At 71.9% G+C, this 21,974-nt stretch carries 24 protein-coding genes and 1 riboswitch; of the genes, 14 read left to right on the plus strand and 10 right to left on the minus strand.

What is annotated here, in order from left to right; genetic code table 11:
• Nucleotides 1-21: 21 nt before the first annotated feature.
• Together BZL64_RS10055 and BZL64_RS10060 are read left to right on the plus strand one after the other, a co-directional pair.
• A complete protein-coding gene (locus BZL64_RS10055; protein WP_086768220.1) occupies nt 22-975 on the plus strand; it encodes an ROK family glucokinase in 954 nt (317 codons plus the stop codon).
• A 102-nt stretch (nt 976-1,077) separates the two neighbouring features.
• Nucleotides 1,078-1,833, plus strand: a complete 756-nt coding sequence (locus BZL64_RS10060; RefSeq protein ID WP_086768222.1) for an endonuclease/exonuclease/phosphatase family protein — start codon at nt 1,078-1,080, stop codon at nt 1,831-1,833.
• A gap of 53 nt (nt 1,834-1,886) precedes the next feature.
• Here BZL64_RS10060 and BZL64_RS10065 read toward each other — a convergent pair whose 3' ends face one another.
• Nucleotides 1,887-2,522, minus strand: a complete 636-nt coding sequence (locus BZL64_RS10065; RefSeq protein WP_086768224.1) for a hypothetical protein — start codon at nt 2,520-2,522, stop codon at nt 1,887-1,889.
• Nucleotides 2,515-3,294 carry an alpha/beta hydrolase gene (locus BZL64_RS10070; protein ID WP_086768226.1) on the minus strand — a complete coding sequence of 260 codons (780 nt, stop codon included), beginning with the start codon at nt 3,292-3,294 and terminating at the stop codon, nt 2,515-2,517. Before BZL64_RS10070 ends, BZL64_RS10065 begins: the two co-directional genes overlap by 8 nt.
• A 202-nt stretch (nt 3,295-3,496) precedes the next feature.
• Here BZL64_RS10070 and BZL64_RS10075 point away from each other — a divergent pair, with 202 nt between their 5' ends.
• From BZL64_RS10075 to BZL64_RS10095, 5 genes are all read left to right on the plus strand, one after another.
• Nucleotides 3,497-4,267 carry a lysophospholipid acyltransferase family protein gene (locus BZL64_RS10075; protein ID WP_086768228.1) on the plus strand — a complete coding sequence of 257 codons (771 nt, stop codon included), beginning with the start codon at nt 3,497-3,499 and terminating at the stop codon, nt 4,265-4,267.
• A 34-nt stretch (nt 4,268-4,301) separates the two neighbouring features.
• On the plus strand, nt 4,302-5,525 hold the full coding sequence (gene macS, locus BZL64_RS10080) for a MacS family sensor histidine kinase (RefSeq protein WP_279634596.1): 1,224 nt from the start codon (nt 4,302-4,304) through the stop codon (nt 5,523-5,525).
• Nucleotides 5,522-6,199 (plus strand): response regulator, encoded by a 678-nt coding sequence (locus tag BZL64_RS10085; protein ID WP_086768232.1) that lies wholly within the window; start codon nt 5,522-5,524, stop codon nt 6,197-6,199. The genes macS and BZL64_RS10085 overlap by 4 nt, the downstream gene beginning before the upstream one ends.
• Nucleotides 6,200-6,304: 105 nt before the next feature.
• On the plus strand, nt 6,305-7,333 hold the full coding sequence (locus BZL64_RS10090) for a 6-phosphofructokinase (RefSeq protein WP_086768234.1): 1,029 nt from the start codon (nt 6,305-6,307) through the stop codon (nt 7,331-7,333).
• Between the two features lie 83 nt (nt 7,334-7,416).
• Nucleotides 7,417-8,412 (plus strand): 2-hydroxyacid dehydrogenase, encoded by a 996-nt coding sequence (locus tag BZL64_RS10095; protein ID WP_086768236.1) that lies wholly within the window; start codon nt 7,417-7,419, stop codon nt 8,410-8,412.
• Here the strand turns inward: BZL64_RS10095 and BZL64_RS10100 are convergent.
• Both BZL64_RS10100 and BZL64_RS42150 read right to left on the minus strand, forming a co-directional pair.
• Nucleotides 8,364-10,253 carry an anthranilate synthase family protein gene (locus BZL64_RS10100; RefSeq protein ID WP_086768238.1) on the minus strand — a complete coding sequence of 630 codons (1,890 nt, stop codon included), beginning with the start codon at nt 10,251-10,253 and terminating at the stop codon, nt 8,364-8,366. The genes BZL64_RS10095 and BZL64_RS10100 overlap by 49 nt on opposite strands.
• Nucleotides 10,254-10,368: 115 nt before the next feature.
• Nucleotides 10,369-10,425, minus strand: a complete 57-nt coding sequence (locus BZL64_RS42150) for a trp operon leader peptide (RefSeq protein WP_078912442.1) — start codon at nt 10,423-10,425, stop codon at nt 10,369-10,371.
• 96 nt (nt 10,426-10,521) lie between these two features.
• Here BZL64_RS42150 and BZL64_RS10110 point away from each other — a divergent pair, with 96 nt between their 5' ends.
• Together BZL64_RS10110 and BZL64_RS10115 are read left to right on the plus strand one after the other, a co-directional pair.
• Nucleotides 10,522-11,874 carry a class II 3-deoxy-7-phosphoheptulonate synthase gene (locus BZL64_RS10110; RefSeq protein ID WP_086768240.1) on the plus strand — a complete coding sequence of 451 codons (1,353 nt, stop codon included), beginning with the start codon at nt 10,522-10,524 and terminating at the stop codon, nt 11,872-11,874.
• 145 nt (nt 11,875-12,019) lie between these two features.
• Complete coding sequence (locus tag BZL64_RS10115) at nt 12,020-12,244, plus strand: (2Fe-2S)-binding protein (RefSeq protein WP_086768242.1); 225 nt, start codon at nt 12,020-12,022, stop codon at nt 12,242-12,244.
• A 52-nt stretch (nt 12,245-12,296) separates the two neighbouring features.
• On the opposite strand, the gene bfr is transcribed toward BZL64_RS10115, so the two are convergent.
• Entirely contained in the window at nt 12,297-12,776 is a 480-nt protein-coding gene (gene bfr / locus BZL64_RS10120; protein ID WP_086768244.1) for a bacterioferritin, read from the minus strand.
• 174 nt (nt 12,777-12,950) lie between these two features.
• Between bfr and BZL64_RS10125 the strand changes: the two genes are divergently transcribed.
• Nucleotides 12,951-13,583 carry a sulfite oxidase-like oxidoreductase gene (locus BZL64_RS10125; RefSeq protein WP_086768246.1) on the plus strand — a complete coding sequence of 211 codons (633 nt, stop codon included), beginning with the start codon at nt 12,951-12,953 and terminating at the stop codon, nt 13,581-13,583.
• An 83-nt stretch (nt 13,584-13,666) separates the two neighbouring features.
• Here the strand turns inward: BZL64_RS10125 and BZL64_RS10130 are convergent, their stop codons facing one another.
• From BZL64_RS10130 to thiO, 5 genes are all read right to left on the minus strand, one after another.
• Nucleotides 13,667-14,545 (minus strand): deoxyribonuclease IV, encoded by an 879-nt coding sequence (locus BZL64_RS10130; RefSeq protein WP_086768248.1) that lies wholly within the window; start codon nt 14,543-14,545, stop codon nt 13,667-13,669.
• Nucleotides 14,546-14,579: 34 nt separating this feature from the next.
• The gene (pknB, locus tag BZL64_RS10135; protein ID WP_167396115.1) at nt 14,580-16,529 is read right to left on the minus strand and encodes a Stk1 family PASTA domain-containing Ser/Thr kinase; all 1,950 of its coding nucleotides are present in this window, start codon (nt 16,527-16,529) and stop codon (nt 14,580-14,582) included.
• Between the two features lie 173 nt (nt 16,530-16,702).
• The gene (locus BZL64_RS10140; RefSeq protein ID WP_086768251.1) at nt 16,703-17,497 is read right to left on the minus strand and encodes a thiazole synthase; all 795 of its coding nucleotides are present in this window, start codon (nt 17,495-17,497) and stop codon (nt 16,703-16,705) included.
• Nucleotides 17,498-17,500: 3 nt separating this feature from the next.
• On the minus strand, nt 17,501-17,701 hold the full coding sequence (thiS, locus tag BZL64_RS10145) for a sulfur carrier protein ThiS (protein ID WP_086768253.1): 201 nt from the start codon (nt 17,699-17,701) through the stop codon (nt 17,501-17,503).
• A complete protein-coding gene (gene thiO, locus BZL64_RS10150; protein ID WP_086768264.1) occupies nt 17,698-18,861 on the minus strand; it encodes a glycine oxidase ThiO in 1,164 nt (387 codons plus the stop codon). Before thiO ends, thiS begins: the two co-directional genes overlap by 4 nt.
• Nucleotides 18,859-18,970: riboswitch (TPP riboswitch) on the minus strand. It overlaps the preceding gene by 3 nt.
• Before the next feature lie 52 nt (nt 18,971-19,022).
• Between thiO and BZL64_RS10155 the strand changes: the two genes are divergently transcribed.
• The 4 genes from BZL64_RS10155 (at nt 19,023) to thiE (ending at nt 21,954) form a co-directional block, all read left to right on the plus strand.
• Nucleotides 19,023-19,409 carry an avidin-fold protein gene (locus tag BZL64_RS10155; protein WP_086768255.1) on the plus strand — a complete coding sequence of 129 codons (387 nt, stop codon included), beginning with the start codon at nt 19,023-19,025 and terminating at the stop codon, nt 19,407-19,409.
• A 9-nt stretch (nt 19,410-19,418) separates the two neighbouring features.
• On the plus strand, nt 19,419-20,660 hold the full coding sequence (locus tag BZL64_RS10160; protein ID WP_425276031.1) for an NAD(P)/FAD-dependent oxidoreductase: 1,242 nt from the start codon (nt 19,419-19,421) through the stop codon (nt 20,658-20,660).
• A gap of 110 nt (nt 20,661-20,770) precedes the next feature.
• Complete coding sequence (locus tag BZL64_RS10165; protein ID WP_086768259.1) at nt 20,771-21,136, plus strand: Rv2175c family DNA-binding protein; 366 nt, start codon at nt 20,771-20,773, stop codon at nt 21,134-21,136.
• A 170-nt stretch (nt 21,137-21,306) separates the two neighbouring features.
• Nucleotides 21,307-21,954, plus strand: a complete 648-nt coding sequence (gene thiE / locus BZL64_RS10170) for a thiamine phosphate synthase (protein WP_086768261.1) — start codon at nt 21,307-21,309, stop codon at nt 21,952-21,954.
• The last annotated feature ends 20 nt before the right edge of the window (nt 21,955-21,974 follow it).

The following is a 21,974-nucleotide window of genomic DNA, read 5'->3' on the forward strand; positions in this document are numbered from 1 at the left end:
TCGACCGAAACTGAGGGATTCATGGGACTCACCATCGGCGTCGACATCGGCGGCACGAAGATCGCGGCCGGCGTGGTCGACGAGGAAGGCAACATCCTCTCGACCTTCAAGGTGCCGACCCCGGGTACGCCCGAGGGCATCGTGGACGCCATCGCCTCCGCGGTGGAGGGAGCGCGCGCCGGGCACGAGATCGTCGGCGTGGGCATCGGTGCCGCCGGTTACGTCAACCGCCAGCGCTCGACGGTCTACTTCGCGCCCAACATCGACTGGCGCAACGAGCCGCTCAAGGAGAAGGTCGAGGCCCGCGTCGGCCTGCCGGTCGTCGTGGAGAACGACGCGAACGCCGCCGCCTGGGGCGAGTACAAGTTCGGCGGCGGCAAGGGCCACCGCAACGTCATCTGCATCACGCTCGGCACCGGCCTCGGCGGCGGCATCATCATCGGCAACAAGCTGCGCCGCGGGCACTTCGGCGTGGCAGCCGAGTTCGGCCACATCCGCATGGTCCCGGACGGGCTGCTGTGCGGCTGCGGCTCCCAGGGCTGCTGGGAGCAGTACGCCTCCGGCCGCGCCCTCGTGCGGTACGCCAAGCAGCGCGCCAACGCCACCCCGGAGAACGCCGCGGTCCTGCTCGGTCTGGGCGACGGCAGCCCCGACGGCATCGAGGGCAAGCACATCTCGATGGCCGCCCGCCAGGGAGACCCGGTCGCCGTCGACTCCTACCGCGAGCTGGCCCGCTGGGCCGGTGCCGGCCTCGCCGACCTGGCCTCCCTCTTCGACCCGTCCGCCTTCATCGTCGGCGGCGGTCTCTCCGACGAGGGCGAGCTGGTCCTCGACCCGATCCGCAAGTCGTACAAGCGGTGGCTGGTCGGCGGCAACTGGCGCCCGGTGGCCGACGTGATCGCCGCCCAGCTGGGCAACAAGGCGGGCCTGGTGGGCGCGGCCGACCTGGCCCGCGAGCCCGACCCGATCATGTGACGGCCGTTCTCTGACACAGGTTCCGGTTCCCCGCACCACCCGTGCGGTGCGGGGGACCACAACCTCTGCCCGTGCCGGGTGATCAGCCCGTATCGTGACGGTATGGTGACGTCCCCGCCGCTCCCCGAGCCCCGTACGGAACCCGACGGCTCCGCCGTGATCCGCGTCCTCAGCTACAACATCCGGTCGATGCGCGACGACACCGACGCCCTCGCCCGAGTGATCACCGCGTGCGCCCCCGACCTGGTCCTGATCCAGGAAGCCCCCCGCTTCTTCCGCTGGCGCAAGAAGCTCGCCCGGCTCGCGGCCGCTTCCGGGCAGGTCATCCTCACCGGCGGTGGTACGGCCGCGGGCCCCGCCGTCCTCTGCTCGCTGCGGGCGACCGTCGAGCGCACCGAGGACGTGCTCCTGCCCCTCACCCCCGGACAGCACCGACGGGGCTTCGCCACCGCCGTCGTCCGGTTCGGGGGCGCTCGCCTCGGTGTCCTCAGCTGTCATCTGAGCCTGGACGCGGCCGAGCGGTACGAGCAGGGCGGGATGCTCCTCGACCGGCTGGCCGGGATGGGCGTCGAGCACGCGGTCGCGGGCGGTGACCTCAACGAGCGGCCCGGCGGACGCACCTTCACCCTGCTGACCGCCGCACTCCAGGACTGCCGGACGACGGCACCCTGGGGCGGCGAGAACACCTTCCCGCCCGCCCGTCCGGACCGCCGCATCGACGCGATCCTCGCGACCAAGGGCGTGGAGGTACTGGGCTGCGGGGTCCCGGCCGCTCTCCCCGGCATCACCGAGACGGACATGAGGGCGGCCACGGACCACCTGCCCTTCCTGGCCGCCCTGCGGGTACCCACGGCCTGAGCCCCGCCCCGACCACCGGACGGAGGCCGGGGCCGAGCACCTGGCCCGCTCCCTCAGACCACCGCGCCCCGCCCCGGATCCTGGTCGTCCTCGTCGTCCGGCTTCATGCGCATCACCAGCGTGGCGAAGCCGCCGAGGAAGCCGCCGACGCAGATCGTCGTCAGCCACCAGGTCATGTCCCAGCCGAGCAGGATCGCCAGCAGGAGCAGGATCGGGCCGCCGATCACCCCGAGCCAGGCGAACCTGGCGGTGGTGTCGGCGTCGGGCAGCGGCGGCGGCTCGGGCGGCACGAAGTGGCCCTCGTCCTCCGCGTCGGAGTCGGTCTCGACGTCGGTCTCGGCGGGCTCGGCCGGCGAGTAGTCGCGCGGACCGACTCCGGGGGCGAAGGAGACCGAGCTGCCCAGCGGTTTGGCCGGCTTCTTCTCCTCACCGGGCTCGTCCGCGGCGCCCGCACCCGAGGCGGCGCCGGACACCGGGTCGTCGTCGTTGGTCTCCACTTCGAGGAGCGCCAGATCCTCGACCGACTTGAACGGCTTGGCGCCCGGCGGGTCCACGGGCTCGTCGCCGTACCCCTCGACGATCGCCGCCCAGGCGGCCTCCTCGTCGAAGGGCACGCTCTGCTCCGGCTCGTGGTCGCGGCCGTCCTCGCGGTCCTCACGGTCCTCGCGGTCGGAGTCGTGCTCAGCCACCTGCGGTCGTCCCTTCCTTGCCGACACTGGGTGCGAGCCGGCCGATGAACGCGAGAGTCTCCTCGAAGATCCGGTCCGCGTCGTGGTCCAACGTCGCCACGTGGTAGCTCTGTTCCAGCAGTACCTCGGTCACGTCCGTCGACGACACCCGGCTCAGGATCCTGGCCGCGTCGGCGGCCGGCACCACATGATCCCGCACACTGCGCAGGAGCAGCAGCGGCTGGGTGACCTGAGGCAGCTGCCCGTCGACGAGGCGCAGGAAGGTCCGCAGGGAGTGCGCCGAATGCAGCGGCACCCGGTCGTACCCCGTCTCCCGGACCCCCTCCTTGGCGATGTCGCCGACGACCCCCTTCGCCGTGCGCACGAGATGACGGGCCACCGGGAGCGCGGGCGCGGACAGGCCGTGCACCTTGTTCGCCGGGTTGACGACCACGACGCCCTCGACGGCGTCACCGTGCCGCGCGGCGAGCCGCAGGGCCAGGGCGCCGCCCATCGAGAGCCCGGCGACGAACACCCGCGCACACCGCTCCCGCAGGGCGCGCAGCTCGCGGTCCACTTCCGCGTACCAGTCGGGCCAGCCGGTGAGCGCCAGGTCCTGCCAGCGCGTGCCGTGTCCCGGCAGCAGGGGCAGCGAGACGGTCAGGCCGTGCCCGGCCAGGTACCGGGCCCAGGGGCGCAGCGACTGGGGGGAGCCGGTGAAGCCGTGACAGAGGAGGATCCCGACCTCCCCGCCGTCATGGCGGTACGGCTCGGCTCCAGGAAGGACCGGCACCTTCGGTCTCCTGTCTTCGTCATTTCCCGGGTCATCGCCCGAGAGGAGGCTTTTTGACGGGGATGGGTCGGTGGGAGGGGCGTGAGGTTCACCGTACGCGACCGCACTGACACCGACCAGGGTCGTCGGGGCCTTTGGCCACGACTCCGGGTTAAGGTCTGAGCGACACTTATCAGGAGGCACTCGGTTGTTGTACGGCGCGATGAAGGTTTCCGTCGGGGGGCCGCTGAAGATGATCTTCAGGCCCTGGGTGGAGGGCCTGGAGAACGTTCCCGCCGAGGGCCCCGCGATCCTGGCGAGCAACCACCTCTCCTTCTCGGACTCGTTCTTCCTCCCCGCGGTCCTCGACCGCAAGGTCACGTTCATCGCGAAGGCCGAGTACTTCACCACGCCCGGTGTGAAGGGCCGGCTGACGGCCGCCTTCTTCAAGGGCGTCGGCCAGCTTCCGGTGGATCGTTCCGGCGCCCGCGGCGCGGGCGAGGCGGCCATCAGGAGCGGCATGGACGTGTTGGAGCGCGGTGAGCTGTTCGGGATCTACCCGGAGGGCACCCGCTCGCCCGACGGCCGGCTGTACCGCGGCAAACCGGGCGGCCTCGCGCGCGTGGCGCTCGCCACCGGCGCCCCGGTGATCCCCGTCGCGATGATCGACACGGAGAAGATCCAGCCGCCCGGCCAGGTGATGCCGAAGATCATGCGCCCCGGCATCCGCATCGGCAGGCCGCTGGACTTCAGCCGCTACCACGGCATGGAACACGACCGTTTCGTGCTCCGCGCGGTGACCGACGAGGTCATGTACGAGATCATGAAGCTCTCCGGCCAGGAGTACGTCGACATCTACGCGACGGCAGCCAAGCGGCAGATCGCGGACGCGGCGAAGGCCGACAAGGAAGCGGAGAAGGCCGCGAGGGCGGCCCTCGCGCAGGCCGAGAAGGACCAGGCGAAGAAGGAGAAGTCCGAGAGGACGGAGCCTTAGGGACCGCGGTCCGGGGCTCAGGGGGGCGGGGGAAGTGCCGAAGCGCGAGAGAGTCATGAGGATGTCGGTGGAGCTGCCGCTGTGGCGTGCGCTCACCGCCTACCGGGTGCTGACCATGCTGTACGCGGTCGGCCTGTTCGTCACCACCGACGACGCCTACGACCGGCCGGGCATCGCCGTCGCCTACCTCGCCGTCCTGTGTGTCTGGACGCTCGCCACCCTGCCCCGCGTGCAGAACGCGACGGCGTGCACCAAGCGCTTCCTCACGGCCGACCTCCTCATCGCGCTCGCCGGGATCCTGCTGACCCCGCTGGTCGTCAGCGAGCAGCACATCCAGGAGAGCGGCCCCACCCTGCCGTCGATATGGACGGCGGGCTCCGTCCTGGCGTTCGCCATCAAGGGCGGCTGGCGCTGGGCCGTGTTCGCCTCCACGCCGGTCGCCGTCGCCAACCTGATCGAGCGCGGTCACCCGGCCCGCGACACCGTCCACAACGTGATCCTCGTCTGGGTCGCCTCCATCGCCATCGGCTACGTCGTCGAGGTCGCCCGCGCCTCCGAGCGCACCCTCGCCCGCGCCCTGGAGATCGAGGCCGCGACCCGTGAACGGGAGCGGCTGGCCCGGGACATCCACGACAGCGTGCTCCAGGTGCTGGCGATGGTGCAGCGGCGGGGCGCGGTCATCGGCGGTGAGGCGGCCGAGCTGGGCCGGATGGCCGGCGAGCAGGAGGTCGCGCTGCGCACCCTGGTCTCCCGCGGCCTCGTCCCGGTCTCCCGGGTGTCGCGGGACACCGCCGAGGGGGCCGTCGTCCTCGCGGTGGACGAAGGGGACGAGGAGGACGGGCCGGTCGACCTGCGCACCCTGCTCGCGCCCTTCGCCGCGGCCCGGGTCAACCTCGCCGAGCCCGGCGCCCCGGTGCTGCTGGCCCCGGCCGCCGCCCGGGAACTGGCCGCCGCCGTCGGAGCGGCGCTGGACAATGTGCGCGAGCACGCGGGGGAGTCGGCGCGGGCATGGATCCTGGTCGAGGACGAGTCCGACGCGGTGATCGTGACCGTACGGGACGACGGTCCTGGCATCGCGGCGGGGCGGCTGGCGCAGGCCGAGGGGGAGGGGCGGCTCGGGGTCGCCCAGTCCATCCGGGGCCGCCTGCGTGATCTCGGCGGCGGGGCCGAGCTGGTGTCGACTCCCGGACAGGGCACCGAGGTCGAACTGACGGTACCGAAACAGCAGGTCGAGCGGGGGAAGGCAGGGACAGGATGAGCAGCGAACAGGGTCCGGTCAGGGTGATGGTGGTCGACGACCACCCCATGTGGCGCGAGGCTGTCGCCCGTGACCTCGCGGAGGCCGGCTTCGAGGTGGTCGCCACCGCGGGCGACGGCGAGCAGGCCGTGCGCCGTGCCAGGGCCACCTCGCCCGATGTGATCGTCCTGGATCTCAACCTGCCCGCGAAGCCGGGCGTCCAGGTCTGCAAGGAGGTCGTCGCCGCCGACCCGGCGCTGCGCGTCCTGGTGCTGTCCGCGAGCGGCGAGCACGCCGACGTACTGGAGGCGGTGAAGTCCGGTGCGACCGGCTATCTGCTGAAGTCGGCGTCCACGGAGGAGCTGTTGGACGCGGTGCGCCGTACGGCCGTCGGTGATCCGGTGTTCACGCCGGGGCTGGCCGGGCTGGTGCTCGGCGAGTACCGGCGGCTGGCCTCCGACCCCGGTCCGGCCGCGAACCCCGACGAGCCGAACGCGCCCCGGCTGACGGACCGCGAGACCGAGGTGCTGCGCCTGGTCGCCAAGGGTCTGAGCTACAAACAGATCGCCGAACGCCTCGTCATCTCGCACCGCACGGTCCAGAACCACGTGCAGAACACCCTCGGCAAGCTCCAGCTGCACAACCGGGTGGAGCTGGTGAGGTACGCGATAGAGCGCGGCCTCGACGACGAGTAACACCCCGCCGATTCACCGGAATTGCGCCCGCCGGGGCATATCTGTGTGACCTGGATCACCCTTACCGTGGCTTTCGTCAGGCAACCGCGGCGAAGGGACACTTCCATGCGCGTCGGAGTACTGACCGGGGGCGGCGACTGCCCCGGCCTCAACGCCGTCATCCGGGCCGTCGTCCGCAAGGGCGTCCAGGAGTACGGCCATGAGTTCGTCGGCTACCGCGACGGCTGGCGCGGCCCTCTCGAAGGGCGGTCGGCCCCCCTGGACATCCCGGCCGTGCGCGGCATCCTGCCCCGCGGCGGCACGATCATCGGCTCGTCCCGGACCAACCCCCTGAAGGTGGAGAACGGCATCCGCCGGATCAAGGACACCCTGGCCCGGCAGGAGGTCGAGGCGCTGATCGTGATCGGCGGCGAGGACACCCTCGGGGTGGCCGCCCGCCTGTCAGACGAGCACGCGGTGCCCTGTGTCGGCGTGCCGAAGACGATCGACAACGACCTGTCCGCCACCGACTACACCTTCGGCTTCGACACCGCCGTGGGCATAGCCACCGAGGCCATCGACCGCCTGCACACCACCGCCGAGTCCCACATGCGCGTCCTGGTGGTCGAGGTGATGGGCCGTCACGCCGGCTGGATAGCCCTCCACTCGGGCCTGGCCGGCGGCGCCAACGTCATCCTCATCCCCGAACAGCGCTTCGACGTCGACCAGGTGTGCGCCTGGGTGACCTCCCGCTTCCGTGCCTCGTACGCGCCGATCGTGGTGACGGCCGAGGGTGCCATGCCCAGGGACGGCGACCTGGTCCTCAAGGACGGCACCCTCGACGCCTTCGGACACGTCCGGCTCTCCGGCGTCGGCGAATGGCTGGCCAAGGAGATCGAGAAGCGGACCGGCAACGAGGCCCGCACCACTGTCCTCGGCCATGTGCAGCGCGGCGGCACCCCCAGCGCCTTCGACCGCTGGCTCGCCACCCGCTTCGGCCTGCACGCCGTCGACGCCGTCCACGAACGCGACTTCGGCACCATGGTCGCCCTGCGCGGCACGGACATCGTCCGCGTCCCGATCGCCGAGGCGACGGCCCGGCTCAAGACGGTGGACCCCAGGCTGTACGAGGAGGCCGGGGTGTTCTTCGGCTGAACCGCCGGGGCGCGGGCCGTATATTCGGCATATCCGGCGGAGTCGATTCCGCCCATGGTCGTACGCATCGGGAGCCGGCTGTCATGGAGATCCTCGCCTTCGGTGTCCAGGCCGACGAGAAGCCCCTGATCGAGCGGGCCTTCCCCGCGCCCCACGAGGTCCGCTGCCTGGACGTCTTCCTCAACGAGGACACCGCCCCCATCGCCGCCGGTCACGAGGTGATCTCCACCAGCGTCAACGCCGACCTCGGCGCGCCCGTCCTGGAAGCCCTCGCGGCCGGCGGCACCCGGATGATCGCCCAGCGCTCCACCGGCTTCAACAACATCGACCTGGACGTCGCCGAACGCCTCGGCATGACCGTCGCCCGGGTCTCGTACTACTCGCCCCACTCCGTCGCCGAGTTCGCCTGGACCCTCGCCATGGCCGTCAACCGGCGGGTGGTCCGGGCCTCCACCCGCACCCGCGACTTCGACTTCCGCCTCGACGGACTGATGGGCCGCGACCTGCACGGCCGTACCGTCGGCGTCCTCGGCACCGGCAAGATCGGCGAAGCCTTCACCCGTATCGCGCACGGCTTCGGCATGACACTGCTCGGCTGGGACATCGCGGAGAACCCCGCCTGCATGGAACTCGGCATGACGTACGTGCCCAAGGACCGGCTCCTCGCCGACTCCGACCTCGTCTCCCTGCACCTGCCGCTGATGCCGGAGACCCGCCACCTCATCGACGCCGCCGCCCTCAAGGCCATGAAGGACGACGCGATCCTGGTCAACTCCAGCCGCGGCGGCCTCATCGACACCGCGGCCCTCGTCGCCGAACTGCGCGAGGGCCGCTTCACGGGCGTCGGACTGGACGTCTACGAGGCGGAGGCGGGCCTGTTCTTCCTCGACAAGTCGCTGGAGGCCATCTCCGACGACACCCTGGCCCGCCTGGTCACCTTCCCCAACGTCCTGGTCACCTCCCACCAGGCCTACTACACCGAGGACGCCGTCGGCCAGATCGTCGAGGCCACGGTGCGCAACGTCCTGGACTACAGCGCCGGCCGCCGCTCGGAGAACGTGCTCGTGCCCCGCAGCTGACCCATCAGCTCCGCCACGATCGCCGTCCCGTCCAGCGTGAGCACCGACTCCGGATGGAACTGCACCCCGGCGAACCCGGGACCGCGCAGCGCGTGCACCTCCCCGTTCTCCGCCCGGCTCACCTCCACCCCGTGCGCGGTCAGCTCCTGCCGGGCGTCGTCGTCGCACCGCGCCACGAAGCTGTTGTAGAACCCCACGGTCACCTCCCGCCCGAACAGCTCCACCCGCGTCTGCGCCCCCTGGTAGGGCACTTCCTTCCGTACGATCTCCAGCCCCAGCTCCGCCGCGATCAGCTCGTGCCCGAGGCACACGCCCAGCACCCCGTGCCGGTGCTCGCGGACCACCCGCGCGGTCAGTTCCCGCAGGAACCGCATCTTCGGATCGGCCAGGTCGGACGGGTCGCCCGGACCGGGGCCCAGCACCACCGGGCCCTCGTGCGCGAGCACGGCCGCCCGCAGCCCCGGCTCGTCGTAGCGCCGGACGGTGACGTCCAGCCCGGACGAGCGCAGGACGTGCGCGAGCATCGCCGTGAAGGTGTCCTCCCCGTCCACCACCAGGGCGTGCCCGGTCAGTTCCCGGGACCGCTCCTGCATCCGCAGCCAGAACGGCGCCAGCGAGGCCCGGCGCCCGTCCAGCGCCGCCCGCACGCGAGGATCGTCGGCCAGCCGGGCCCGCGTCTCCTGTGCCCTCGGCCTGCCCGGCCGTACCCCCAGGGCCGCCAGCACGCCCGCCGCCTTCGCGTGCGTCTCGGCGACCTCGCCCGCCGGATCCGAACCGCGCACCAGCGTCGCCCCGACCGGCACCCGCAGCCGGCCGGCCCCGTCGATGTCGGCGGTGCGGATGAGGATGGGGGAGTCCAGGGTCTGGGCCCCGCCGGAGTCCCGCCCGATGAGAGCCAGCGCGGCCCCGTAGTAGCCGCGCCCGCCGACCTCGTGCCGCTCGATGACCCGGCAGGCGTTCTGCACCGGCGAACCCGTGACCGTCGCCGCGAACATCGTCTCCTTCAGCACCTCCCGCACGTCCATCGTGGACTTCCCGCGCAACTCGTACTCGGTGTGCGCGAGATGGGCCATCTCCTTGAGCCGCGGCCCGACCACGACCCCGCCCATGTCGCCGACGGTGCACATCATCTTCAGCTCCTCGTCGACGACCATCGACAGCTCCTCGATCTCTTTGGCGTCGGCGAGGAAGTCCAGCAGATGCTCCGGAGTCGGCCCCTCGGCGGGATAGCGGTACGTCCCGCTGATCGGGTTCATCACGACCGTGCCGCCCGACATCCGCACATGCACCTCGGGGCTGGCCCCCACCAGCGTGCGGTCCCCGGTGTGCACGACGAACGTCCAGTACGCGCCCCGCTCACCCTCCAGCAGCCGCCGGAACAGGGCCAGGGCGTCGCCCCGGCCGAACCCCGGGATCGCGCCCTCGTACGTCCGCCGGATGACGAAGTTGGCCCCCTCGCCCCGCCCGATCTCCTCCCGCAGCACCCGTGCGACGATCTCCGCGTACTCCTCGTCGCCGACGTCGAAGCCGCCGCCCTCCACCCGCACCTCGTGGGCGGGGAGCTGCTCCAGCGCCTCGGCGAGCGGGATCTCGTACCGCTCCTCGGGGATCAGGACGGACAGCGGTGTGCCGTCGTCGCGGACGTCGAAGCCGCGCTCCCGGATCTGACGGAACGGCACGAGCGCGAGACCCTCGTCGGGCAGGTCGATGAGCCGCTCGCGGACGGCGACCGGGCCGAGGAGCAGCTCCACGGTGGCGCCCTCCTCGGTGGCGCCGCCCGGAGTGCGGCGGCGGAGCAGGGCGAACGGGCGGGGATCGGCCAGGAGGTCGAGCAGATGCATGGGTCCGTGTCCTTATCGGTGTTCTCGGCGGAGAGATTCGACAGGGACGGCCGGCCCGGAAAACACGGAAGGCCGCCCCTCGGGGCGGCCTTCGCGAAGTCTTGCGTACGCGCAGTCAGTGGGCCGCCGGATGAGCGGTCCACCACCAGTTCTGGGTCGAAAGCGCGAACATGCGACGCACCCTACCTCACGCGCACCTGAGCACCGGGGCGTCTCACCTGTCGGGCCGCACGAAAATCACTCGACACGACCCCGTAATGTGGGATCCGTGACGGTGAACGCGAAGACCAGTGCCAGCGCTGGCAACACCTGGCGAGACCTGCCCGCGGCGCAGCAGCCCGAGTACCCCGACACCGAGGCTCTGCGCGCAGTGATCGCGGAGCTCGAGTCCTATCCGCCGCTCGTCTTCGCGGGCGAGTGCGATCAGCTGCGCGCCCGGCTGGCGGCCGTCGCCAAGGGAGAGGCGTTCCTCCTCCAGGGCGGCGACTGTGCCGAGGCCTTCGACGCGGTGTCGGCCGACCAGATCCGCAACAAGCTCAAGACCCTCCTCCAGATGGGCGCCGTCCTCACCTACGCGGGCTCCGTGCCGGTCGTGAAGGTGGGCCGGATCGCGGGCCAGTACTCCAAGCCGCGCTCCAAGAACACCGAGACCCGCGACGGCGTGACCCTGCCGACGTACCGCGGTGACTCGGTCAACGGCTTCGCGTTCGACGAGGCCGCCCGTATCCCGGACCCCGAGCGCCTGAAGCGGATGTACCACGCGTCCGCCTCCACGCTGAACCTGGTCCGCGCCTTCACCACCGGCGGCTACGCCGACCTGCGCCAGGTCCACGCCTGGAACCAGGACTTCGTGAGGTCGTCCCCGTCCGGCCAGCGCTACGAGCAGCTGGCCCGCGAGATCGACCAGGCGCTCAACTTCATGCACGCCTGCGGGGCCGACCCGGAGGAGTTCAAGACGGTCGAGTTCTACGCCTCCCACGAGGCGCTGCTCCTCGACTACGAGTCGGCTCTCACCCGCGTCGACTCCCGCACCGGCCGCCTGTACGACGTCTCCGCGCACATGGTGTGGATCGGCGAGCGCACCCGGCAGCTGGACCACGCGCACATCGAGTTCGCCTCGAAAATCCGCAACCCGATCGGCATCAAGCTCGGCCCGACGACCACGGCCGAGGACGCGCTCCAGTACATCGAGCGCCTCGACCCCGACCGGGAGCCGGGCCGGCTGACCTTCATCGTCCGCATGGGCGCCGACAAGGTCCGCGACAAGCTGCCCGAGCTGGTCGAGAAGGTCACCGCCTCGGGCGCGACCGTCGCCTGGATCACCGACCCGATGCACGGCAACACCTTCGAGGCGGCCTCCGGTCACAAGACCCGCCGCTTCGACGACGTGCTCGACGAGGTCAAGGGCTTCTTCGAGGTCCACAAGGCCCTCGGCACCCACCCGGGCGGCATCCACGTCGAGCTGACCGGCGACGACGTCACCGAGTGCGTGGGCGGCGGCGACGAGATCTTCGTCGACGACCTCCACCAGCGCTACGAGACCGCCTGCGACCCGCGGCTCAACCGCAGCCAGTCGCTCGACCTGGCGTTCCTCGTCGCGGAGATGTACCGGGACCAGTAGCGGGCCAGCAGCCGGTTCGGCTGTTACACCTGAGTGCAGTGGGGCGCGGATCACATACGATCCGCGCCCCACGCCACTTTTGCGGTCCCTGAGCGCCGGGTAAGGTTAGGTTAGCCTTATCGATCTCGGCGGGAGGTGAATCCGCGTGTACGTCTGCAGCTGCTTCCAGGTGACTGAAGCGCAGGTCCAGCAGCACGCGGACGACGGCGCCTGCACGCCTCGCCAGATAGCCTCCGCCTGCAAGGCCGGCACCGACTGCGGCTCGTGCGTCCGCCGTATCCAGGCCATCCTCGGCCGGGGCGCCTGCCCGCGCCGGGACCTCGCCGACCAGGGACAGCCGGTTCTCGCCGCGCTCGACGAAGCGGCCTGAGCCCCGGGGGGCCGGTCCCGGCTCGTCCCGCTGCGTGTTCCGGCTCCGGGACTCAGCTCTCCGGCTGCTCGATCAGCTGCGCGAGGTACAGCGCCTCGCCGAGCTTCTCCACCAGGTCCAGCTGGGTGTCGAGGTAGTCGATGTGGTGCTCCTCGTCCTCGAGGATCGACTCGAAGATGTTCGCGGACGTGATGTCGCCCTTCTCGCGCATCACCTTGATCCCGCGCTTGAGGCGGTCGATCGCCTCGACCTCGACCTGCCGGTCGGCCTCGAACATCTCCTTGACCGTCTGGCCCACGCGCACGTGGAACAGCCGCTGGTAGTTCGGCAGACCGTCCAGGAACAGGATCCGGTCGGTCAGGACCTCCGCGTGCTTCATCTCGTCGAACGACTCGTGCCGCGTGTACTTCGCGAGCTTCGTCCAGCCGAAGTTCTCCTGCATCTTCGCGTGCAGGAAGTACTGGTTGATAGCGGTCAGCTCACCGGTCAGCTGCTCATTGAGGAACTCGAGGACCTCGGGGTCGCCCTGCATCGCAGAGGCTCCTTCCACACGGGAAAATCGGGGGAGTGCGCCGCATGATTTCACCGGTGCCGAAGATCGTCCAGTAAGTGCGTACTTAGTAAGTTAGTCCATGCTTAGTGGCACTTGCCCGATTGTGGACATGCCTGGTCATTCGCACCGGCCGGGGTCTGTCAGGATGGAGACATGGGTCATCCGGTGGAGCGAGAATCAGGAGAAGCAGCAGCGTCCGAGCTTCCGCCGGGGCAGCGCCTTCAGCGGGGCTGGCCCGTCACACACTACGGCCCGGTGCCCAAGTTCCGGCCGGAACGCTGGGAGTTCAGGGTCTTCGGGGCCACGGCCGACGGTGACAAGCGGTGCTGGAACCACGAGGAGTTCACGGCCCTGCCGTACGCCACCGTGCTCGCCGATCTGCACTGTGTGACGAAGTTCAGCATGCTGGGCGCCGAGTGGGGCGGTGTCCCGGCCCGGACCATCCTGGAGGCCGTGCCGCCCGCGGCCGATGTCACCCATGTGATGGTGTGGGCGGAGTACGGCTTCAGCTCCAACCTGCGGCTGTCCGACTTCGCCGCCGAGCACACCCTCTTCGCCACCCACAAGGACGGCGAACTGCTCACCGCCGAACACGGCTTCCCGGTCCGCCTGGTCGTGCCCCACCTCTATGCCTGGAAGGGCCCCAAGTGGGTCCGCGGCGTCGAGTACATGACGGCCGACCGCCGCGGCTTCTGGGAGGAGCGCGGCTACCACAACGTCGGCGACCCGTGGAAAGAGCAGCGTTACTCGTACCAGGAGCAGCCGGGGGAGGGCCCGGAGCTGTGACGCTCGGTGGTGGTACGTCCTGGGGCCGGCCACGGCGGTGAGCGCCTGAGCGGACCGGGGGCCGACCCGCACGCTCCCCGGCGTCAGCCGTCCCGGAGCTTCTTCAGTCGTTCCACGTCCGCCGCGTGCCCCTCTTTCCCGCCGGGCGTCTCGATGATCAGCGGCACCCCCGCGGTCGCCGGATGCGTCATCAGCGCGCGGAACGGATCCTCGCCGATGTGACCGGCGCCGATGTTCTCGTGCCGGTCCTTGTGGGCGCCCACCACGTCCTTGGAGTCGTTGGCGTGGATCAGCTTCAGCCGGCCGGCGCCGACCGTGTCCACCAGCAGATCGAGCGTCTGGTGCATGCCCGCCGGACCGGTCAGGTCGTGCCCGGCCGCGAAGATGTGGCAGGTGTCCAGACAGACGCCGAGCTTGGGATGGGCGTCGAGCGCCTCGAAGTACGGCCCGAAGTCCCAGGTCCGCGAACAGAGCGAGGCGCCCTGCCCGGCCGTGGACTCCAGCAGCAGGAACGGGTCGTCGTCGTGGGTCAGCTCCTCCAGCAGCGGCAGCAGGTACTCCCGGACCTGCTTCAACGCCACCGACCGTTCCCGCCCGCCCGTCGCGCTCCCGGTATGCACCACCACGCCCAGCGCGCCGATCTCCCGCCCGCGGCGCAGCGAGTGCCGCAGCGACTCCACCGACCTCTCCGCCGTCGCCTCGGTGTGCGAGCCGAAGTTGATCAGATACGGCGCGTGCACGTACGCCGGGATCGACTCCGCCGCGCAGGCCTCCCGGAACGCCGCGTCCTGTGCCGGGTTGCCCGCCGGGGTGGCCCAGCCGCGCGGGTTGGCGACGAAGACCTGGACCGTCTCGGCCTTGAGGTCATGGGCGTAGGAAAGTCCCACGGAGTGCAGACCGCCGGCCACGGGGACATGGCCGCCGACCGGGTTGCGGGAGGGGAAGGGGGGCTGAGAACTCACCCGTTCAGGGTGTCATGCTCCCGGCGCCACCCGGTCACCGGATGGTGATCGTGACCTTCGATCCCTTGGGGGCGGTCTCGCCGCCGTCCACCGACTGGCTCTTGACGGTGTCGCCGAACAGACCCAGCAGGCCGCGGTCCTCCTCGACCTCGAAGCCGGCCTCTTCCAGCTCGGCCCTGGCGTCGTCGACGCTCGCGCCCACCACGTCCGGGACCTCGACCATCTCGGGTCCCTTGGACAGGGTCAGCGTCACCGTGTCGCCGTCGGCGACCTGCTTGTCCTCGCCCGGCGACTGGGCGGCGACCTGGCCCTTGTCGAACTCCGAGTTGATCTCCGAGGTGGAGACCTCCACCACCAGGCCGGCCTCCTCCAGCTCGGCCCGTGCGTCGTCCAGGTCCTGACCGGTGACGTCCGGGACGTCGATCGGGACGCCCTTGCTGACGACGAGGGACACGGCCGAGCCCGCGCGCCGCTCCGTGCCGGCGTCCGGGCTGCTGCTGATCACGAAGCCCTTGAGAACATCCTCGCTGAACGCCTCGGTGACCAGGCCCGGCTCCAGGCCGTCCGTCTTCAGCAGCTTCTTGGCCTTGTCGAGCCGTGAGCCCTTCACGTCCGGCACCTTCACGGTCTCGGGGCCGTCGGAGACGGTCAGGGTCACCGAGTCGTTGCCACGGATACGGGCGCCAGGCTCCGGGTCCGTGCTGATGACGGTTCCGCGCTTCACCGTGTCGCTGTACGCGTGCTTCACCTCGCCCACGTCCAGCCCGGCCGCGTCCAGCCGTTCCCTGGCCTGCGCCTCGGTCTGCGTGAGGACCGCCGGGACCTTGGTGAACTGGCCCGAGTTGATGTACCAGACGCCCGCGCCGACGCCGAACACGAGCAGGACGGCGGCGATGATCGCGAGCACTTCGCGCCGGGGCCGCGCGAAGCGGCGCCGGGGCGGCAGCGGGGGCTCCGAGGCGAACCGGGAGGTCCGGTTGGCCGGGTCCCCGGAGCCGGCGGGATCGTCGTCGGCCTCGTCCTCGTTGACGGGCAGGAGGCGCGGGACCGTGAGGGAGCGCGGGATCACGCTGGTGCGGTCGTCGGCGATGTCACGGTCGGCGGACAGCGCCTGCGGGGGCAGCGCGTCCAGCTGTGCCTCGTCGAGCGCGCCGCGCGCCTCGCGAACCTGTGCCAGCAGGGCCACGGCGTCCGCCGGGCGGACCTGCGGGGTGCGGGCGGTGGCTGAGGCGACCAGCTCGTCCAGCTGGAACGCCATGCCGGGGACGGCGGCGGAGGGCGGGGGCACGTCCTCGTGGAGGTGCTTGTAGAGCACCACGGCCGGGGTGTCGCCGTCGTGCGGCTTGTCGCCGGTGAGCATCTCGTAGAGCACGACCCCGCACGCGTACACGTCCACGCGGGCGTCGGAGGTGCCCTGCTCCATCTGCTCGGGGGCGAGGTAGGCGACGGTGCCGAGGACGGTTCCGGTGGTGCTGGTGACGGTGTCCACGGACCGGACGAGGCCGAAGTCGGCGACCTTGACCCGGCCGTCGTCCCCTATCAGCACGTTCTCCGGCTTCATGTCCCGGTGCACGAAACCGGCGCGGTGCGCGGCGCCGAGGGCGGCGAGGACCGGCTCCAGGATGTCCAGCGCGGCCCGCGGCTGGAGCGCGCCGCGCTCCCGCAGCACGTCGCGCAGGGTGCAGCCGGCCACGTACTCCATCGCGAGGTAGACGTACGCGCCGTCGGCCCCCTGATCGAACACCTGAACGACGTTGGGGTGTGCCAGCCGGGCGACGGACTTGGCCTCGCGGATGAAGCGCTCGACGAAGGAGGCGTCGGCCGCGAGGGCCGGGTGCATCACCTTGAGCGCGAGAACGCGGTCGAGGCGGGTGTCCACGGCCCGGTAGACCGTGGCCATCCCGCCGACCGCGATCCGCGCCTCCACGCGATAACGCCCGTCGAGCACCTGCCCGACCAGAGGGTCCTGAAGGGTCGTGTCCACGCAGGCGAGTGTACGAGCCCGCACCGACACCCCTCACCGCTCGCACCGGTATCGCAGCGGGACTGAAGCGCACCTGTGACGAGCCACACATGGGGGCGGCCGGGTCGGAGCCGAGACAGCCGCCGACGGCGCTCGGCCCTCGGCCGAGTGCCACGGGGGGTGCGGGGACAGCGTCAGAACGCCGGGCGTTCCGGGTCGAGAGCGGCGCGGCCGTCCGCGGGGGACGACGCCTGCGCGAAGTGGCGGCGGGGGATCCGGCCCGCGAGCAGGGCCAGCCGGCCCGCCTCCACGGCCCCCCGCATCGCCCGAGCCATGAGCACGGGCTCCTGAGCCCGCGTCACCGCCGACGCCAGCATCACCCCGGCGCACCCCAGCTCCATCGCCAGCGCGACATCCGAGGCCGTACCGGCCCCCGCGTCGAGAATCACCGGCACCCGCGCCTGCTCGACGATCAGCTGGAAGTTGTGGGGGTTGCGGATACCCAGCCCGGATCCGATCGGAGAGCCGAGCGGCATCACCGCCGCACACCCGACGTCCTCCAGCTTCCGTGCCAGCACCGGATCGTCGTTCGTGTAGGGCAGCACCGTGAACCCGTCGTCGACCAGTGTCTCCGCCGCGTCCAGCAGCTCGATCGGATCGGGCAGCAGCGTCCGCTCGTCGGCGATGACCTCCAGCTTGACCAGATCGGTGCCCAGCGCCTCGCGGGCCAGCCGGGCCGTCAGCACCGCCTCCCCGGCCGTGAAGCACCCCGCCGTGTTGGGCAGCACCCGGATGCCGAGCCGTTCGAGCACCGACAGCACGGACCCGTGCACCGAGGGGTCGACCCGCCGCATCGCGACGGTGGTCAGCTCGGTCCCGGACGCGACCAGCGCCCGCTCCAGCGTCTCCAGGCTGGGCGCACCGCCGGTACCCATGATCAGGCGGGACGAGTACGTCGTACCGCCGAGGACGAAGGGATCGTCGGCCATGGCTCAGCCTCCCTGGACCGCGGTGAGGACTTCCACGCGGTCTCCGTCGGAGAGGGCGGTGGCGGACCATCGCGCGCGCGGGACGACAGTTTCGTTGAGGGCGGCGGCCACCCCGGAGGGCGCCGGCGCCAGGGACCGTACGACGCTGTCGAGGGCCGTGCCGGGAGCGACCTCACGCCGCTCGCCGTTGACGGAGATGTTCATGCGGGCTGCTCCGAGAGTGCGGCGGTGTGGAAGCGCCTGGGCGTGAAGGGGCGGGCCTCGTCGGGGAGTTGGCCGGTGGCCAGCGCGTGGGCCAGGACGTCCCCGGTGACCGGTGTCAGCAGCACGCCGTTGCGGTAGTGCCCGGTCGCCAGGAGCAGGCCGTCCAGGCCGGTGGGCCCGAGCAGGGGCGCGTTGTCCGGTGAGGCGGGGCGCAGGCCCGCGCGCGTCTCGGTGAGCGGCAGTTCGGTGATCCCGGGGACCAGCTCGTGGGCGTCGCGCAGCAGCTCGTAGACGCCCCCGGCCGTCACCGTGGTGTCCCAGCCCAGTTCCTCGCTCGTGGCCCCGACGACCAGCTCGCCGTTCTCGCGCGGCACCAGGTAGACGTGGCTGCCGCGCACCACGGCCCGCACGGTCCGCGTCAGGAACGGCGCGTACCGCCGGGGCACGGTCAGCCGCAGCACCTGCCCCTTCACCGGCCGCACCGGGGGCAGCACCTCCGGCGGGACGCCGGCGAGCCGCCCGCTGAGGCTGCCCGCCGCGAGCACCACCTGCCCGGCCGCGAGGCGCGTACCCGCGCGCGTGAGGGCCCCGCCCGCGCGCCCGGCCGACACGGTCAGCCGCTCCGCCCAGTCGCGGTGGAAGGTCACGCCCGCCCGCTCGCACGCGGCCACCAGCGCCGCCGCCAGCCGTCGGGGATCGATCTGGTGGTCGCCGTCCACCCGCAGCCCGCCGCGCACCCCGGGCGCGAGCATCGGCTCCAGGCGGCGGCACTCCCGCCCGGACAGCCACTCCGACGCGAGCCCCGACTGCCGTTGCAGGGCGTGCAGTTCCCGCATGTGGGCGCGGTCGTCGGCGTCCAGCGCGACGGCGAGGGTGCCGGAGCGGCGGTAGCCGAGGCCGTGGCCCGTGAGTTCGGTGAGTTCGGCCACGAAGTCCGGGTAGCGGCGGGCCGATTCCAGGTTCAGGCCGAGCAGTGTCTGCTCGCCGTAGTGCAGTTCGGTGACGGCGGCCAGCATCCCGGCCGCCACCTGCGCGGCCCCGCCGCCCGGTTCGGGGTCGACCACGGCCGTGGCGAACCCGCGCTGCGCGGCCCGCCACGCGGTGACGAGCCCGATGATGCCGCCCCCGACGACGAGGACGTCCGACGTATGTGAGGACATGGGCGTCCAGCCCCTCCCTTCGCCGGCATGACCCGGATCAGGTTCGTACGGTCGGAGGCCGCCAGCCTCCCTCTCAGCCCGGTGCGTCCGGGCTCCCGCGAGTGCTCTACGTTGGCCACCCTAGCCCCCCGTCGTCCGCCGTTGTAAGGGAGCCTCCTCTCGTGGCCCGTTCGCTCGACGGCCTGGTCCTGGCCCCGGTGGCCGACCAGGCCCCAGGTCAGGTCGGTACCCGCACCCGCTTCACGTACCGCGAGCGGGACGGCGTGATCTGGGCCGACTATGCGGGCGGCGACGTCGTACGCGGGCACCTGGTGGGTGTCCGGGAGGGGGACCGGCTGGACTTCCGGTACGTCCAGCTGGGGCACGACGGGACGACGTCGTCCGGGCACTGCGTGTCGGCGGTCGTCGAGCTGCCCGACGGGCGGCTGCGCCTCGACGAGACCTGGGAGTGGGAGTCGCGGCCGGGCAGCGGCACCAGCGTGGTGGAGCAGGTCACGGAGCACGGTCGTGGAACGGGACGGCTGACTGACGATCCGTCAGTTGTCTAAGGTGATCAGGTGAGCGAACAGAGGCGGGAAGAAGACAGGCCGGCGCAGCGGCGGGTGGTCGTCGTCGGCGCGGGCATGGCCGGCGTGCAGACCGCGGTCGCCCTGCGCGAACAGGGCTTCGACGGGACGGTGACCCTCATCGGCGCCGAACCCCACCAGCCCTACGACCGGCCCCCGCTGTCCAAGGCCGTCCTCCTGGGCACGGCCGAGCACTCCGCCTTCGACGTCGACTTCGAGAGCCTGGGCGTCGAACTCCGCCTCGGCACCGAGGCCCTCGGCGTGCGCCCCGCCGACCATGAACTGGACACCGGCTCCGGGCCCGTCCCGTACGACGTCCTCGTGCTCGCCACCGGCGCCGAACCGATCCGGCTGCCCGGCGCCGAGGGCGTCCCCGGCGTCCATCTGCTGCGCACCCTGGACGACGCCGAACGGCTGCGCCCGGTCCTCGCCCGTCGGCACGCCGTCGTGGTCGTCGGCGCCGGCTGGATCGGCGCCGAGTTCGCCACCGCCGCGCGCGAGGCCGGCTGCGCGGTCACCGTCGTGGAGGCCGCGGACCGGCCGCTGGCCGGCGCCCTGCCCGCCGAGGTCACCGCCCCGATGACCGCCTGGTACGCCGACAGCGGCACCGAACTGCGCACCCACGCGCGCGTGGAGCGCGTCGAGCCCGGCGCGGTCCTGCTCGACGACGGGTCCCGGCTGCCGGCCGACGCCGTCGTGGTCGGCATCGGCGCCCGCCCCGCCACGGCCTGGCTGACCGGCTCGGGCGTCGAGCTGGGCCCGCACGGCGAGGTCGTGGCCGACGCGAGCCTGTGCACGTCCGTGCCCGACGTGTACGCGGTCGGCGACTGCGCATCCTTCCCCTCCGGGCGGTACGGCGAACGCCTCCTCGTCCACCACTGGGACAACGCCCTCCAGGGCCCGCGCACGGTCGCCGCCAACATCCTCGGCTCGGCCACCGGCGAGGCCCCCGCGGTCTACGACCCGGTGCCGTACTTCTGGTCGGAGCAGTTCGGCCGCTTCGTCCAGTACGCCGGCCACCACACCGGTGCCGACACCACCCTGTGGCGCGGCGACCCCGCCGGACCGGCCTGGACGGTCTGCTGGCTGCGCGGTGACCGCCTGGTCGCCCTGCTGGCGGTGGGCCGCCCCCGCGACCTCGCGCAGGGCCGCCGGCTGATCGAGTCGGGCCCGCCGATGAACCCCGAGCTGCTCGCGGACCCGGCGACGCCACTCAAGACGGCGACGGCGTAGGCGACGGGCCGGCGGGCGGCTCCACCCGGCGAGAAGGGCTCGCGGGCGGCTCCACCCGGCAAGAGGAGGCTCGGCTACCGGCTGTCGGTCCGGGATGGCAGTCTTGAGGGGTGACCGAGATTGACGCAAAGACCGATGCTCTCGTACCTGCCTGGCTCACCCTGCCCGACATCGCGGAGATGCTCGACATCGACGTGGTGCGTGCGCGGCAGCTGGTCAAGGACGGCCAGCTCATCGCCGTACGCCGTGGTGAGAACAGGGCGCTGCACGTCCCCGCCGCCTTCATCGACGAGGACAAGGTGGTCAAGGGCCTGGTAGGGACCCTGACCCTGCTGCGGGACGACGGCTATTCGGACGAAGAGATGCTGGAATGGCTGTTCACCCCGGACCCGTCCCTGCCCGGGACGCCGGCGCAGGCCCTGGCGGAGAACCGCGGCACGGAGGTGAAGCGTCGCGCCCAGGCGCTCGCCGTCTGAGCCGGACATCCGCTCCGTAGAGCCCACAGCGCCCGGCAGAGGCCGCTTCCAGAGCCTCGCCGGCCCGAACACGACGATCAGGTGTGCGGCCGTGGCCGCCCGTCGCGACCGCACACCGCCGCACCGGGGGAGGCCCCGGCGCGCCACCGACCGCCCCGGGGGACCCACGCATGCCCGACACCGCCCGCTCCCAGCTCGCCGACGCCCGCCTCTATCTCTGCACGGACGCCCGCAGGCGCCAGGGCGACCTCCCGGAGTTCCTGGACGCGGTCCTCGCGAGCGGCGTCGACATCGTGCAGCTCCGGGACAAGGGCATGGAGGCGGCGGAGGAGCTGGAGCACCTGGAGGTGTTCGCCGACGCCTGCGCCCGCCACGGCAGACTGCTCGCCGTCAACGACCGGGCGGACATCGCCCATGCCGCCGACGCGGCCGTCCTCCACCTCGGCCAGGGCGACCTGCCCGTGCCCGCGGCCCGTGCCCTCCTCGGCGACGGCGTCCTGATCGGCCGCTCGACGCACAGCGAGGCGGAGGCGGACGCCGCGGCCGTCCAGGAGGGCGTCGACTACTTCTGCACCGGCCCGTGCTGGCCCACCCCCACCAAGCCCGGCCGCCCGGCCCCCGGCCTCGGCCTGGTCCGGCACACGGCGGCGACGGGCACCGAGCGCCCCTGGTTCGCGATCGGCGGCATCGACCTCGGCAACCTCGACGAGGTGCTCGAGGCGGGCGCCCGCCGGGTCGTGGTCGTCCGGGCGATCACGGAGGCCGACGATCCGGGCGCCGCGGCGGCGGCGTTCGCCGAGCGGCTGCGCGCGATCTGAGCCTGCCGCCGCCGGGCGGG

The sequence above is a fragment of the Streptomyces bobili genome (assembly GCF_002154575.1).
GTDB lineage: Bacteria > Actinomycetota > Actinomycetes > Streptomycetales > Streptomycetaceae > Streptomyces > Streptomyces bobili.

Coding starts and splice junctions, on each gene's coding strand:
- BZL64_RS10055 (WP_086768220.1), top strand. CDS start 22: ATGGGACTCACCATCGGCGTCGACATCGGCGGCACGAAGATCGCGGCC.
- BZL64_RS10060 (WP_086768222.1), top strand. CDS start 1,078: ATGGTGACGTCCCCGCCGCTCCCCGAGCCCCGTACGGAACCCGACGGC.
- BZL64_RS10075 (WP_086768228.1), top strand. CDS start 3,497: ATGAAGGTTTCCGTCGGGGGGCCGCTGAAGATGATCTTCAGGCCCTGG.
- BZL64_RS10085 (WP_086768232.1), top strand. CDS start 5,522: ATGAGCAGCGAACAGGGTCCGGTCAGGGTGATGGTGGTCGACGACCAC.
- BZL64_RS10090 (WP_086768234.1), top strand. CDS start 6,305: ATGCGCGTCGGAGTACTGACCGGGGGCGGCGACTGCCCCGGCCTCAAC.
- BZL64_RS10095 (WP_086768236.1), top strand. CDS start 7,417: ATGGAGATCCTCGCCTTCGGTGTCCAGGCCGACGAGAAGCCCCTGATC.
- BZL64_RS10100 (WP_086768238.1), bottom strand. CDS start 10,253: ATGCATCTGCTCGACCTCCTGGCCGATCCCCGCCCGTTCGCCCTGCTC.
- bfr (WP_086768244.1), bottom strand. CDS start 12,776: ATGCAGGGCGACCCCGAGGTCCTCGAGTTCCTCAATGAGCAGCTGACC.
- BZL64_RS10125 (WP_086768246.1), top strand. CDS start 12,951: ATGGGTCATCCGGTGGAGCGAGAATCAGGAGAAGCAGCAGCGTCCGAG.
- BZL64_RS10140 (WP_086768251.1), bottom strand. CDS start 17,497: ATGGCCGACGATCCCTTCGTCCTCGGCGGTACGACGTACTCGTCCCGC.
- thiS (WP_086768253.1), bottom strand. CDS start 17,701: ATGAACATCTCCGTCAACGGCGAGCGGCGTGAGGTCGCTCCCGGCACG.
- thiO (WP_086768264.1), bottom strand. CDS start 18,861: ATGTCCTCACATACGTCGGACGTCCTCGTCGTCGGGGGCGGCATCATC.
- thiE (WP_086768261.1), top strand. CDS start 21,307: ATGCCCGACACCGCCCGCTCCCAGCTCGCCGACGCCCGCCTCTATCTC.